General features: G+C 32.8%; 13 protein-coding genes. 9 read left to right on the top strand and 4 right to left on the bottom strand.

The features are described 5' to 3' along the window. The first annotated feature begins 183 nt into the window (after positions 1-183). Both LVY74_RS14330 and LVY74_RS14325 read left to right on the top strand, forming a co-directional pair. On the top strand, positions 184-1,383 hold the full coding sequence (locus tag LVY74_RS14330) for a tyrosine-type recombinase/integrase (protein WP_237815622.1): 1,200 nt from the start codon (positions 184-186) through the stop codon (positions 1,381-1,383). A 52-nt stretch (positions 1,384-1,435) separates the two neighbouring features. Continuing rightward, complete coding sequence (locus LVY74_RS14325; protein ID WP_237815621.1) at positions 1,436-1,645, top strand: antitoxin HicB; 210 nt, start codon at positions 1,436-1,438, stop codon at positions 1,643-1,645. Between the two features lie 275 nt (positions 1,646-1,920). Here LVY74_RS14325 and LVY74_RS14320 read toward each other — a convergent pair whose 3' ends face one another. Continuing rightward, positions 1,921-2,172, bottom strand: a complete 252-nt coding sequence (locus LVY74_RS14320; RefSeq protein WP_237815620.1) for a hypothetical protein — start codon at positions 2,170-2,172, stop codon at positions 1,921-1,923. A gap of 195 nt (positions 2,173-2,367) precedes the next feature. On the opposite strand from LVY74_RS14320, the gene LVY74_RS14315 reads away from it, so the two are divergent. Beyond that, a complete protein-coding gene (locus tag LVY74_RS14315; protein ID WP_077165846.1) occupies positions 2,368-2,589 on the top strand; it encodes a helix-turn-helix domain-containing protein in 222 nt (73 codons plus the stop codon). 323 nt (positions 2,590-2,912) lie between these two features. Here LVY74_RS14315 and LVY74_RS14310 read toward each other — a convergent pair whose 3' ends face one another. Beyond that, on the bottom strand, positions 2,913-4,109 hold the full coding sequence (locus tag LVY74_RS14310; protein WP_237815619.1) for a type II toxin-antitoxin system HipA family toxin: 1,197 nt from the start codon (positions 4,107-4,109) through the stop codon (positions 2,913-2,915). Beyond that, entirely contained in the window at positions 4,106-4,366 is a 261-nt protein-coding gene (locus tag LVY74_RS14305) for a helix-turn-helix domain-containing protein (protein WP_237815618.1), read from the bottom strand. Before LVY74_RS14305 ends, LVY74_RS14310 begins: the two co-directional genes overlap by 4 nt. 363 nt (positions 4,367-4,729) lie before the next feature. On the opposite strand from LVY74_RS14305, the gene LVY74_RS14300 reads away from it, so the two are divergent. Next, positions 4,730-5,032 carry a hypothetical protein gene (locus LVY74_RS14300; protein ID WP_237815617.1) on the top strand — a complete coding sequence of 101 codons (303 nt, stop codon included), beginning with the start codon at positions 4,730-4,732 and terminating at the stop codon, positions 5,030-5,032. A 27-nt stretch (positions 5,033-5,059) separates the two neighbouring features. Here LVY74_RS14300 and LVY74_RS14295 read toward each other — a convergent pair whose 3' ends face one another. Next, positions 5,060-5,221, bottom strand: a complete 162-nt coding sequence (locus tag LVY74_RS14295) for a hypothetical protein (protein ID WP_237815616.1) — start codon at positions 5,219-5,221, stop codon at positions 5,060-5,062. A 967-nt stretch (positions 5,222-6,188) separates the two neighbouring features. On the opposite strand from LVY74_RS14295, the gene LVY74_RS14290 reads away from it, so the two are divergent. From LVY74_RS14290 to LVY74_RS14270, 5 genes are read left to right on the top strand one after another with little or no spacing between them, the layout of a single operon-like run. After that, positions 6,189-6,725: a hypothetical protein gene (locus tag LVY74_RS14290; protein ID WP_237815615.1), complete on the top strand. Its 537-nt coding sequence runs from the start codon at positions 6,189-6,191 to the stop codon at positions 6,723-6,725. 19 nt (positions 6,726-6,744) lie between these two features. Next, complete coding sequence (locus LVY74_RS14285; RefSeq protein WP_237815614.1) at positions 6,745-7,917, top strand: hypothetical protein; 1,173 nt, start codon at positions 6,745-6,747, stop codon at positions 7,915-7,917. Further along, positions 7,914-8,927 carry a TRAFAC clade GTPase domain-containing protein gene (locus LVY74_RS14280; protein ID WP_237815613.1) on the top strand — a complete coding sequence of 338 codons (1,014 nt, stop codon included), beginning with the start codon at positions 7,914-7,916 and terminating at the stop codon, positions 8,925-8,927. The genes LVY74_RS14285 and LVY74_RS14280 overlap by 4 nt, the downstream gene beginning before the upstream one ends. Continuing rightward, on the top strand, positions 8,927-9,796 hold the full coding sequence (locus LVY74_RS14275) for a hypothetical protein (protein ID WP_237815612.1): 870 nt from the start codon (positions 8,927-8,929) through the stop codon (positions 9,794-9,796). The genes LVY74_RS14280 and LVY74_RS14275 overlap by 1 nt, the downstream gene beginning before the upstream one ends. A gap of 1 nt (position 9,797) precedes the next feature. Then, complete coding sequence (locus tag LVY74_RS14270; protein WP_237815611.1) at positions 9,798-12,458, top strand: hypothetical protein; 2,661 nt, start codon at positions 9,798-9,800, stop codon at positions 12,456-12,458. Positions 12,459-12,774: the final 316 nt, after the last annotated feature.

Here is a 12,774-nt window from a genome sequence, read left to right as displayed (position 1 = left end):
TTGAGAACTAAAAGTAGAGGTGGTACTTAAACTGGTTACTAGTTACAGATTTCTATTAATAATAAATATATAAAACAATATTTTACAAATATATATGATGCGTAGGTTACGCATCATATAAAAAACCTCCTATTTTGATATAATTGATCCAATCAATCCTCTGATAGGTTTCATTTAAATTTCATGAGTCTTACTGAAATTAAAGTTCGCCAAGCTCATTGCAAGGAAAAAACTTGTTTTTTATCCGATGAAGATGGACTTAGCCTGAAGATTGAGCCGAGTGGAAGAAAATCTTGGTGCTATCGCTATACAGATCCACAAACAAAAAAACGTCGCCGCATTCAATTAGGACTTTATCCTGATTTATCACTGAAAAAAGCACGACAAGTCAGAGATGACTTTAAAGACAATAATTATTGTTTTGAGCATGATACTGTCTCTAATGTCATCACCTTTCGTAAGGTAGGGGAGGAGTGGCTGCAGTTCAAAATGAAAAATGCATTTAATGATTCACCCCGCTGCGGTGTACTACAGTTAGCAGAAAGATGTTTACAGCAAGATATTTATCCAGACCTTCAGGATTTACCTTTTCAAAACATCAAGCGCTATGACCTGGTTACAGTAATTAAAAAAATAGAGGGACGCCAAGTAAAAGAACCTGTCAAGAAAGCTTGTAGTTATTTGAACCAAATTTATGACTACGCTGTAGCGATGGGTTATTGTGAATTCAACATCGCGCATGGTTTAAATAAAATCGCCATTAACAGTAAAATCAAGAAGAATTATCCGTATTTGAAAGCAGAGGATATATCTGATTTTAAGAAAAATTTATTAAAATTGGATGCCCATCCGATTATTAAAAAAGCACTGCTGTTCAAATTACATACTGGCGTGCGAGGGGCTGAATTGTTATTGGCTGAGCCACATCATTTTGATTTAAATGAAAAAATCTGGAAAATACCTGCCTTGCATATTAAACAGTTTCGACGAAAAGTCATATTAGGCCATGAGATTCCAGATTTTTTAGTCCCACTTTCAGATCAGGCATTAGATATTTTAAAAGACGTCATGCAGTGGTCATTGGGTGAAAAGTACCTTTTTGCTAGCCCACGTAAACACAATCAACCAATTCATTTTAATACATTAAATATGGCTATACGTAAGATGGGCTATGGAAAACATCAATTATCCTCTCATGGACTACGTTCCACTTTTAGTACCATTTTGAATGACTCAGGTTTGTTCCAGGATAATTGGATTGAGGCACAACTTTCACATATTGATAAGAACCGTACCCGTGCTAGCTATAATCACGCTGACTATTTAGCTCAACGGACTGAAATGATGCAGTGGTGGGGTAATTATTTAAGTACGGCTAAGTGAAAATCGTACTTTTATAGCGAAACCTTAAGCTTAAAACATTGTGAGGTAGCAAATGGATAGCAAACAATATACTTACCGTGTTACATGGTCAGCAGAAGATAATGAGTATGTTGGGTTGTGTGCTGAGTTTCCATCATTGTCTTGGCTTGATGCGGATCAGTCTAAAGCATTCTCAGGAATAGAGGGGCTCGTTGCTGATGTAGTCGCTGATATGATTAGCAATAATGAAAAAGTTCCTACACCACTCTCCGGGAAAATATAGTAGGCAGTTTATTGTCCTTGTTCTCAATGGTTCAACAAAAACTAGCCCTCGAAGCCGCAGAACGTGGCGTGGACATAAATTGTTTAGTATCAGTAAAAAGAGCGATGTAATTTTAGTCTGTACTAATGTCTAGTACGAGTGAGTGATAGAGCAGGAGCAAGAATTTATGCTTCATATATTCAGTAAATGGTATGTTTTTGAATTAATAGGTATTTTTAAATAAAGCTTTCTTTGATTTAGTGCTTTTTATTTAATAAATTAATTTTAAAAACAACTTAGGCTAATTGATAAACACTATCTGGAAAGATTAAAAGAAAATATTTTTTAATTTCTGCTAATTCATTTAAGGCAGGTTCCCTTTCAAGCAGTTGAAATGTCCAAATAAGTACAGCCTGATGATTATCATAGCAAGAATTGACTCCAAGAAAACTCGCCATTCCATAACTTCTATTGATGTTCATTTCTTTAATTAATTGATTTCCTAAGTCACGAGCTTGCTGGCTGATCAATAACTCATTTGGTAACACGGCGGTCATCTCCACAAAATAATCTAATGCAGCTTCAATCCTTATATTTAAAAAGTTATAATTTAGTTGAAATAGATAAATTATGCTTTCTATAAGTTGTAATGATCTGCTGTAGGTTAATTTTAGCAGAGTATTACTCAGTCAACAACTTAAAATGACTTTTAGTAGGTTATTTTTTTGTAAATGAATTGATATATGATTACTTGTAAGTTATCCAGCCTCATGGGCGATCGAAGAATTTTAAAATTAAGTGATGTGGTACATGCGACAGGCATCAATCGTAATACGCTGACAAGTATGTATTATGACCGTGCTGTACGTATTGAATTACCAGTTGCCGATAAGTTATGTAAATATTTTAACTGTACGATGAATGATTTGTTTGAGTTTAAGGAAGAAGTTGAAGAAAAGGATTAACCAATACTTCTTTTGATCAGTTTTCTCTACAGGTCTAATACTGAATTTTATAAAATTTCATCGAAAACAGAGATTTACTTTATTATTTATATAAAAGAATCAATCGAATGATAGAGGTTTTTTTCTTATAACTTAGTTAAGAAGAGGGGCTAATGACCCACAATAGTTGTCACTATTGTGGGTTTGTCCCATGTAATGCAAATAGCCGTACACGGAACCTAAAATGACTTCACTGCAATACTGATCTTACGTTGCTATAGTACTTATTGCAAGATTTTGAGTCTTTTTACATGATTTTTCATTAATGATTCGAATTTCTTCTTTTAATCAAGTCGATAATTTTGGGTACCGAGGCCTGTCGTCATCACATTTGAAATTGAACGTTCTATAGATGTCCGTAATCCATCGAATAGCTGAACCTCATTTGAGGTTCGAAGATAGTCCAAGATATTTCCGCTCAAGAACTCTATAATTGCTTTGGGATTTCTGATTCTAAATTGGTCACTTTCAGCCAATTTAATGAGATGTGACAGTTTTGGAAATACTTTACTACCCGCCAGTTTGAGTGCCATCTGATTATCAATCGATGCATAGATCAGGGTATGCGTAATATCAAACGGTGGTGAGACAAAAATGTTCTTCATATCTGGGGAATATTGTAGAGCAAAATTTTTAAGATGCGCATCGCCATTGCCGATTAGACAGTTGAATACGATGTATTTATACATTTTTTCAACTTCAGCTACGCTACTCGTATATAGATAAGTTGCTTTCAGCAGAGTTTCATAGCTACTGGTATATTTTGCACATGGATCATTTGACTTTTTCATGAGCGTCGTAAAGTCTTCATAGCCGAGTTTTGTACCATTGCAGGACCGATCAAACCGTTCTACCACATAGGTTTCTAAATTTTCAGACAAGTAAGCCTTTGGTGGCTCAAGTCCACAATGCTGCGCCGCTTGCATACAGACAAACTCATTGACCGTAAGCAATGGAAATTCGGAATCAAAGGACTTTACAATCAAATCCCTCTGTTGAACAGTATTCGAATTCGGAATGCTAACCTTGGGTTGCATCCCAGCCAATGAAGTCCTGAGAGAGTATTTATCTAAGAGTTGTGGGAAAAGAGGTTCTTTACTACGGTAGGATAGAATTTCACTTAAGCTCAAAGATTCAGCTTCGGGCAAATTTAGCTCACTTTTATAAGAGAGCATTCCTATTCCTTGTTCACCTTGCAGTGCCAATAAATACATGTCATTGACCTGAGCATATCTGGCTAGCTTTTCAGTAATCAACCGTCGATTAAAGCCTTCTGGTAAGTTTTGAGCAAAGATTGGATGTAATGCACTAGAAGAATAACCATCTATGCCTCGTTGAGTCATGGTGAGTGACACATGCCGTGTTTCTTGTGTCGGCTGATAGTGATGAGTGGAACCATAGGTCAATACGCCTAATTCAGCTTGATTGGCACACACCGTGATATTGCTGATTTTGGCAGGAAGATTGGTTTGATATCTCACTCGTCATCCTCCGCAAACATCTTTTCAATCTCATCCCAATGAGGCAGTGAATGTTGCTTTGGGGATACATTAAACTGCAAACCCACTGCATCAAGTACACGTTCAAATATGTCAAAAGAACCTGTAAATCTCCCATTCTCAATTTCAGAGATTGTAGTTTTATTGATTCGAATCAATTCGGATAGTTTTTGCTGTGTATAGCCAAGGTTTTTTCGTTCTATACGAACTTTTTTACCAATTTCAACTCTACTCGCCATGTCAACTTGACCACATTTTATTAGCCATATAGCAAATATATTAAATAAAAATTATAAAATTAGCTATATAGCTAATTTTAATCGTAGATAAGTGATTAGATTTGGCTGATAGTCCTGAAGTTATCGACTAGAGCAATGCAATTGGTCATGGGTAATTTGATCTTCCAGTGGAGTAACTCAAACGGCTGTTCGCCTTGCTGCCAATTTATTCGCAAGTTTAACAGTACAAGAACAAGGCAATTAGATAGGTCTGAATACAATTTTACGTTATGCTGTAGAAAATCATTCTGAATTAGATAGGACTAAAGACAATGTTCTACTTTGCAGAGGATCCCTTCTAGGTAATGTCACCTAGGAGGAACAATGAAAAAACTGAAATACCAGTACCAACAATCTGTCAAAACACGCCCTCATGATTATTTCTCGAAGCAATATCCCTGCATGAGAAGTGTGTATTTCAAAAAGTTTAGTACACAACAGGAGCGAAGTTTTTATTTCATGCATTGTATGGAATATAAAGATTATCCGCTCAATATCCGTGTTGCACGTGGTAAGGGGCTTCCGCGTGTTTGGGATGATTTTCCAACCTACGTCTACAAATGGGCGAAGAGCTGGAAGCACAATTCCAAGCGGAAAAATCAGTACTATAAAGAACATATTGAATAAAAAATGGGAGCATTTAGCTCCCATTTTTCACTTATTATTTAGAGTTTTATGATTCTTTGTTTTTACGCATGATTTTTTAATATCAGGCCATTCCAGTTGAGTAATTCGGCTGGCTTTAACCTTTTTACTCTGGATTGCCCCTGTCTCTTTGATCGAAGCAATTAAGTCTTTAAATAACTGCGGATTCATACAGTTCCCTCTAACAAATTAACACGTTAAACCCACAATACGTTCGAACCCAGTGGTATTTTTGGTGACTAATACGACATCCAAGACAAGTGCATGTGTTGCAATAAGCATGTCTGGGCTACTAATGTTTTTTCCAGTAGATTAAAGTTTCTGACGTAATTTAGCATAGTGCCAGAAGGCATCCTCATTATAAGGTAGGATATCTAAAGGGGATAAGAACTTATTGAGTGCCAGTTTATTGAGTTTAGATCCCAACTTCTCGAGACCAACAGCTACTTCAATGTTTAGGACACTGGGAGCGGTCCACACCGCCTAAGCAGGCACAGATATCTTGATAAATTTCTTTAATCGATGGGTGAGGAAAGATTTTTACGATGTATTCAAGGAGCATCACGAAAAGAGACTTGGGGTGTTTTTAGCATTTAACATCATTAAGCATGACATGGATCTTAATGAGCTGTTACTTTCGAAATACCCATCAGGGCGATGTTAGTATGGAAAGAATCATCGAAAGCACAAACTTAGACTCAAGAGTTTTGTTTCATTTTAAAGATATGGCGGCAACCTTAACCCAATTCGTGAATGGCACCTTGTAATCAGAATTAGGCTTCCCCCGGATAATACGGATCAATCCTCATTTTTCTGCGTTTCTTTCCAATGGTAGAGCTTGAAACACCAATTTCTAGCGCTATCCGATCTCCTTTTTTTCCAAGGCGAGGGATGACTGAACCGCTACACGGTGTATGATCGGTATATGGGGGAATGCCTCGTTGCTTAAGCCATAATCGAATGAGGTGGTTGCCTATTTGTATTTATTCAGCAATATTGGTGTCTGTATCCGTACCCAATAAAAAAGTCTTTTGAATATTATTTAATCTAAAATAAGTTAAATATATCAAAAATACTTGAAAAACCTATCTATAGTCCATATCTTTGAATCAATTAAATTCTTTAATAAGTGTAAGAAATGGAAAGATTATTTAAAAAAAATACTAAAGAGTTTATTAAAGAAAGCTTTGCTTCTTATCAAGAAACTAAAAACTTGTGGGTAGAGGCTGGAGGTAAAGCCTTCATGATTTCTGATACTCATGATGCCAATGTTCGATGGGGTGATTTATTTCGTAAAATGGAAGCTGGTGCAGTTGAACCAATAAAATTGATTTTAGTTGCTCTTGAAATTTATCCTTTTAATAAAATTTTGTTAAGTGAACTAAAGAATCTGATATCAGATAGTGCACTTGAAAATGCCCAAAATTTTATTATCGATCAGAATCAAAGTTCGATAGTCCTTTTAAATGATATTACTGTAGAACATGCAGCCGCAGCAGTGACAGTTGCATTAACAGAAAATATTCAGCCAAATATCTTGGATAATAGGAATGCTGATCCTATTAGTCAGTCTTTCAAGCAATCATTTGCTAATAAGGCGGGAGAAATGATTGCCATAGCCGGGGGGGCAGCTTGGCTACAAGTAGTATCACAATTAATTTCTTCTGTATCTTGAAAATAAGAGAATAAAATTTATGGAAATCTTAACGGTTTGTAAAAATATTTCTGAAAAAATTCAACGTGAAATTTTATTAAAATGGGTGGGGAAAAAAGAATTAACTACAGATGATACAAATATCATTGTTAGTTTTGCTAAAGATTATTCAAATCAAATCTTTTCTAAGGCACCTTCTGAATTAATTGAAATTATATTTTCAATAATTTATGTTCCGAAAGATAAGTTATTGATAGAAAAAGTAAAAGGTGATGTTTTTGATGAGATAAGTAGTAATAACCCATTACTTTTCCAAGGAATGTCAGATTTTGGTGAGAAGCCAAAATTATTTGCTAATAATATTTTATTATTAGCTATAACTAAGCTATTTGAGAATGAAATTCTAGAAAAAACTGATATTAGTAAACTACTCATACTCAGTGAAAGTATTAAGTTTATCAGCTTTTATAATCCTAAAAGAAATGAAGAAAATGAATTTAGTCAAGATTTTATCGATATTCTTCTGAAGTTCCATGAAGAGATAATTTCTGAGGACTGGAAAGATGCTAATCTAGTTGCACCTAAAATAGAAGATCTTTTTGAATTACAGGATATCGTAAATCCAGATGAGGAATCTGATGAAGACCATCCCGTTGAACAAATTCAAAATGAAAATATAGAAGCAAGTAGTGCAAATATCATAGGAATGTATAATGCCCTATCTTCTTTCAGAAATATCTCTAAAAACTTTTATCAACAAATAATAGATAAACAAAATCAATATGATATTGAACAGGATTTATTGTGGTGGTTAAATGTAAGTCATACAAAAAAGTATCCTAACCAAAATTTTTATTCTTACAAGCTGATAGAAAATCCATTTGTAAGTTCTGCATTTATGGTTTTAGATTTGTGTTCAATTGAATCTTTAAATTCACCCTTAATACTACCATTACCTGATAAGGTTAAAGCCTTATTATTAGAGTCAATATATAAGTGCTTTCCAGAAGTTCTAAAAGATAAAGTTATATTAAGCACATTCAAAGAAATCGAGAAAGACGAATTCAATGTACTACCTGAGATAGATAACATTAGATATATTCTTAGTATATTGGAAAAATTCTGTGATATAGATCTAGAAGTTTCAGTTCCAGCATTTAGTTTACAGATGCTGTCATTAGTTCAAAGCTTAAAATTAGGGTTGGTTAAATGACATTATATACGTGTAAAAACCCTGACTGCCCTGTAAAAAATTCATGTGAAGACATACCTCCATGTTATATAGGAAACACGCATGAAGATTGTGAGGATTTCTATGAAGTATCAAATGATGAAAACATAGAGGAAAATGAAGATAGTCAATCTAAGGATATTGATCTTAAAGAGATTTTAGTATGCAATACTCATATTAACTATGATCAAATTAAGTTTTTTAGTCTTGAGGCTGAGCCAAGTATTGCAACATTCATAGGTTTACCAAATGTGGGTAAGACTAGTTTATTAACTTCAATAATTTATGCATTGCGAATGGGAAATGACGCTGATCTAGGATTTATGGGATCGTCCACATTAAATGCATGGAATCAATTAATAGACCTAACACACTATGCCCATGGTGAGACACCACAGCATCCTGAAAGGACAATTGATAGGCCTGGAACCCGATATTTACATCTTCTAGCAAAACACAATGGGAAAGGTTCAGATCTTTTTCTTGGTGATACAGCTGGGGAAATCTTTTCTAGCCTAATTGGCAATCCTGATGAGCAAAGTCAGGAATATCAACGTATTGTTCAGTGGATTACAGAAGCAAAAATACTACTGATTTGCTTAGATAGCTCAGAATACTACACGGATAAGTTATGGCTTTCAAAAGATAATCATACAATATTTATAGATAGAGTTTCAGAAATAATTGCAAAATACAACCCTAATGTTGATATTATATTCATTGAAACTAAATATGATCTTGTCCAAAATAATAAAAAAGTTTATCAATATCATGAACAAGTGAATCAATATTTTTTCGATAGATTCAAAAATATATTAAAACACATTAAGACTATAAGTATTACGGCAAAACAAGGTGAGTTTCCTGTAGGGGTTGGTGAAATAATAACCACATGTTTGGCTGCGCAAACAGGGAAAAATACCCACGAAGATTTAAATCTTGTTAAATATAATGTTCAAGATGTTTATTCAGAATTAAAAGAGTGGATTTAATGAAATATGAAATTCTAATTTTAGGCGAACCTGCATCTGGAAAGTCGAATTTTCTTAGAATGTTGGCCTATAAGTGGACTTTAGCTGATTCAGCAGTAAAACAAATTAAAACACCAAGTATGCTTCTAGATCAAGATATATTTGAGGGTTATGTAGTAGATAGAACTCAAAGTGACTATAAAAGCGGTACTTGGGATTTAAAATTTGAAAACCAAGAAATTAATATTGAATTACCAGAATACAATGGTGAGGAATTTTTAGATATTACTCAACATGCAAATTGGACGATAGAGTGGAATGAACGAATCATAAATTCAAAAGGAATTGTTTTAATGATTCCAGTTGATAAAGATGAAGTTTATGATTTAGCAAAACCATGTGAGCAGCAGGTTGAAACTAAAAAATTTGAAAAAAAGGATGCTGAAAATATAGTAGGTAGTGATTTTAATTATATTAGATTTTTTCAACAAGTAGCTTTGCTTAAAAAAATATCAAGAAAAGAAGTAAAAAAAATCCCATTAGTTATAATCATGAATTTTTGGGATAAACTAGATAAAACTAGCATAAATATTACACCCGAAGACCAGTTGGAAAGCGTATTACCATGGTTTTATAATTTTATTATGTGTAATTGGGATAAGGAGTATATTCAGGTTTATGGCGCTAGTCCATTGGGTAGTTTAGCAGAGAGTTTACGTGTTAGAGATAAGTATCCCGAAGACCCTTCAAAGAAGATTTCAGACGCAAGACAGAAGTTTTTAAGAAACTTACAGAAACAGTCATGGGTAGTTACGAATGATAACCCGACTATTAAAAATTATGATCTAAGTATTCCATTTATTTGGATGTTTAAAAGACTTGGTAATTAAGATGTATTTAGACTGGGCATGTATTTATTCTGATGACAGTGCCAGAATTAAAGGACATCAGTATAGAAATAGTTCTTTAATTTTAGAGCAAAAGCAGAAAACTGATCTAAAAAACTTTTTCTATATTCCTAGTAATTTTCCTAAGATACCTTTAATTAGTGGTAAATGGTTTGACTCACTGAATAAATTTGCTATTGGATGTACTCAGATATTGCCAGTCGATGGACGTACAAGTTATATAACTTTCATGATATTTTTAGATAGTGAAAATATCGAAAAAATAAATGACATTTCCTGTATCTTAAAATTTCTTACCCAAGATGCCATTTACCTAAGAGAAGTTTCTGATGCTAAACAGCCTTCCCAGATTTTTGTAAATGATTCAAATTTTTCATTTTTAGATGAACATTCTAGGGGTGAAGTAATTCTTAAGTCAAAAAATATTATTTCAACTATATGTGATGTTTACTCTAAAAAGCGTTCTAATATAATACCTATAGCTGTTGATGAGGTGGAAACCTTAATTGAATATACAGCTCTTTTGAATGAAATTTGGATGAAACTCCTTCCAACTGTAAGAAAAGATTTTAGTTGGATAGGTTTGATTAAGTATATTGATATTTCTTTTAAAGAAGTAACTAGATTTATTTTTACAGAAAATTTCACTTCGCAATGGGAAACGAATATAAGATTGGGGAAAGTATTACCGTTAGGTAGTAATAAAGACAATCAGTTTTCTATTAATTATTTTAATTCATTTGAAAATTTATCTGTTGGTAATCCTAATGTGATTTTTAGAGATTTTAATGGGAGTTTGAATGAATTTCATCTCTTATCTAGTTTTCTCAATAGTTTAAGTGTTGCTGAGAGTGGTAATGAGGTTAATGTTAGGATAATTAATCTTATGAGCGCACTCTATTATATAAATGAATTATTTTGCGATAATTATATTTCAAAACATTTCTTTGATATCCAGTATGAAATTATTTCTGAAAAATTGTTGCAGGAGATTAAGCATGCAACCAACTTTTTTGAATTACAAAGGATTTTTGCTGATAAAAATAAATTGATTGATAATCAAGTCATACAGTCTCTAAAGGTGAAAATTAAAGAGTTAGTCTCTAAAGGGCAGAGTTTTAATAAATCGATTTTGGCTCATGCTATGAAATTCTCATGGGTGAGAGAAATTATTGTTGATATTATTAACGATTTGGACTTGAGTCAAAAAGATTGTATTTATTCTTTGATTCTAACTCTCTATCAAGACTTAAGTGATGAGAGATTAACTTTTTGGTTTAGCTTTTTATCTCCATTTAGAGAGAAAGTTTTAGATAGCTTAATTGAAAATGTGACTCTATATCCTAAAAAGTTTAAGTTAGATGAGTTATTGTTTTTAAAAGATGTTTTCTATAAAAATAATTGGTCTGAGTTTAGTTTAATTTTTTCTATACTATTGGTTCATCATAATGCGGATGGTTATCAAATTGAGCTGCCTTTTATTCTAGACGAAATATATAAAAGCGAAGAAAATATTGATAGGTTTAAGGGGATTATTCGAAGTACTTGGGGGACAAGTAAATTTATTAGCTTATATTTGAATTTTTTAAAAGATGATGCAGAAAAAGACCATTTTATCTTTGTTGAGTCATTTTGGGAATTTTTAATAGAGAATTTATCACACTTGTCTAAAGAGCCTCTATGTCACTTTGTCTTAAAATTATGGCTAATTATTCTACCAAAATTATCTGCTGATGAAAAAAATGAAATATTCGACCAAAACTTTTTTGATAGAATCTTGTTTTATATAATAAATGAAGATTTTATTGAATATGTTTCTGTTTTTTTAATTAATTTGGCTAATGTTTCTGGACTTCATTTATACAATCTAAGTAGTAGAAATCGAAAGTTAATTTGGAGTAAAAGCGGCTCTAAAAATTATCTTAAATCCACCTCAGTTGCTTGTATTCAAAGCAATAAACCTATTGCTGAAATTGAAGATGTACTTTTTTATGAGATAGATAATTATTTGTATAAAGATTCATCTATTGCTATTAGTAGTTCTTTAGTCAATTACTTGAAAAATCCACCAACCATTTACTCTCTAAAACATGAAGTAGTCTTACATAGACTTTCATCGTATATGTCTAAAGTAGAAATGGAGATGTATGTTCAAAATGTTAAGAAAAAGCCGAATATCTTCAAAGAGTTGATAAGTGCATTTAAAGCAAGTAAAAAAGATAAATATAAGAAAATATTACCTTATCATAGTGTTACCTTTCTCAATCATATGAATTTTGAGGATAAGTTGGAAGCATGTTATCCAGATGGTATGGTTGATATAAATGTTGGTTATTCTGAATGGAAAAATACATTTCAGAGTTGTTTAATTCGTATAACTAGTTCTAAGTTAGATTTAGAGATCATTTGTAGTGATTGTAATTTAGATTATAAAAGGTTTCCAAATGGCGATACTATTGGAAATTTTGCAGCAATGATTGTTAATCAAGTTTTTGATCAAAAACGTATTAATGGTATACTTTTTATTCAATGTATCCAAAGGCATTTTGGTATCGATAAAACCTATGATTATTCAAGTGAATTTAATCAATATAAGCTGTTTTATATGCTAAAAGCATATTACGAATTGAAGTTTAACAAATAGAAATATGAATTAAATTTTTCAACTGTGCTATGTTTAGTTTAGTATTTAAACTAAACACAACCCGAATAGCGGATAAGCAGTTGACTTGAAAAAGAGAAGGACTAGAGCCATCAGTTGAGTTACCACACCAAACTCACAACTCTAATCCTTATCCGACATAGACACCAACATATCAAACAGTCCGCTAAGAAAATTGCAAATACGCATATTCTAAAAGCGGACATTTTTACTTTGGAGAAACCGGACATTTCTATTTGGGGCTTACAGTTGTTGTTATTCCCCAATTAAAATGTCTATGCGATAAACCATTTAAAAT

The organism is Acinetobacter sp. ME22, assembly GCF_022012315.1.
Classification (GTDB): Bacteria; Pseudomonadota; Gammaproteobacteria; order Pseudomonadales; family Moraxellaceae; genus Acinetobacter; species Acinetobacter brisouii_A.
The sequence above is the reverse complement of the archived record's forward strand: the minus strand, read 5'-3'. Positions and strand labels throughout refer to the sequence as shown.

Excerpts from the sequence above, each read along its gene's own strand:
- LVY74_RS14330 (WP_237815622.1), top strand. The coding sequence starts at position 184 with ATGAGTCTTACTGAAATTAAAGTTCGCCAAGCTCATTGCAAGGAAAAA.
- LVY74_RS14325 (WP_237815621.1), top strand. The coding sequence starts at position 1,436 with ATGGATAGCAAACAATATACTTACCGTGTTACATGGTCAGCAGAAGAT.
- LVY74_RS14315 (WP_077165846.1), top strand. The coding sequence starts at position 2,368 with ATGATTACTTGTAAGTTATCCAGCCTCATGGGCGATCGAAGAATTTTA.
- LVY74_RS14305 (WP_237815618.1), bottom strand. The coding sequence starts at position 4,366 with ATGGCGAGTAGAGTTGAAATTGGTAAAAAAGTTCGTATAGAACGAAAA.
- LVY74_RS14300 (WP_237815617.1), top strand. The coding sequence starts at position 4,730 with ATGAAAAAACTGAAATACCAGTACCAACAATCTGTCAAAACACGCCCT.
- LVY74_RS14295 (WP_237815616.1), bottom strand. The coding sequence starts at position 5,221 with ATGAATCCGCAGTTATTTAAAGACTTAATTGCTTCGATCAAAGAGACA.
- LVY74_RS14290 (WP_237815615.1), top strand. The coding sequence starts at position 6,189 with ATGGAAAGATTATTTAAAAAAAATACTAAAGAGTTTATTAAAGAAAGC.
- LVY74_RS14285 (WP_237815614.1), top strand. The coding sequence starts at position 6,745 with ATGGAAATCTTAACGGTTTGTAAAAATATTTCTGAAAAAATTCAACGT.
- LVY74_RS14280 (WP_237815613.1), top strand. The coding sequence starts at position 7,914 with ATGACATTATATACGTGTAAAAACCCTGACTGCCCTGTAAAAAATTCA.
- LVY74_RS14275 (WP_237815612.1), top strand. The coding sequence starts at position 8,927 with ATGAAATATGAAATTCTAATTTTAGGCGAACCTGCATCTGGAAAGTCG.
- LVY74_RS14270 (WP_237815611.1), top strand. The coding sequence starts at position 9,798 with ATGTATTTAGACTGGGCATGTATTTATTCTGATGACAGTGCCAGAATT.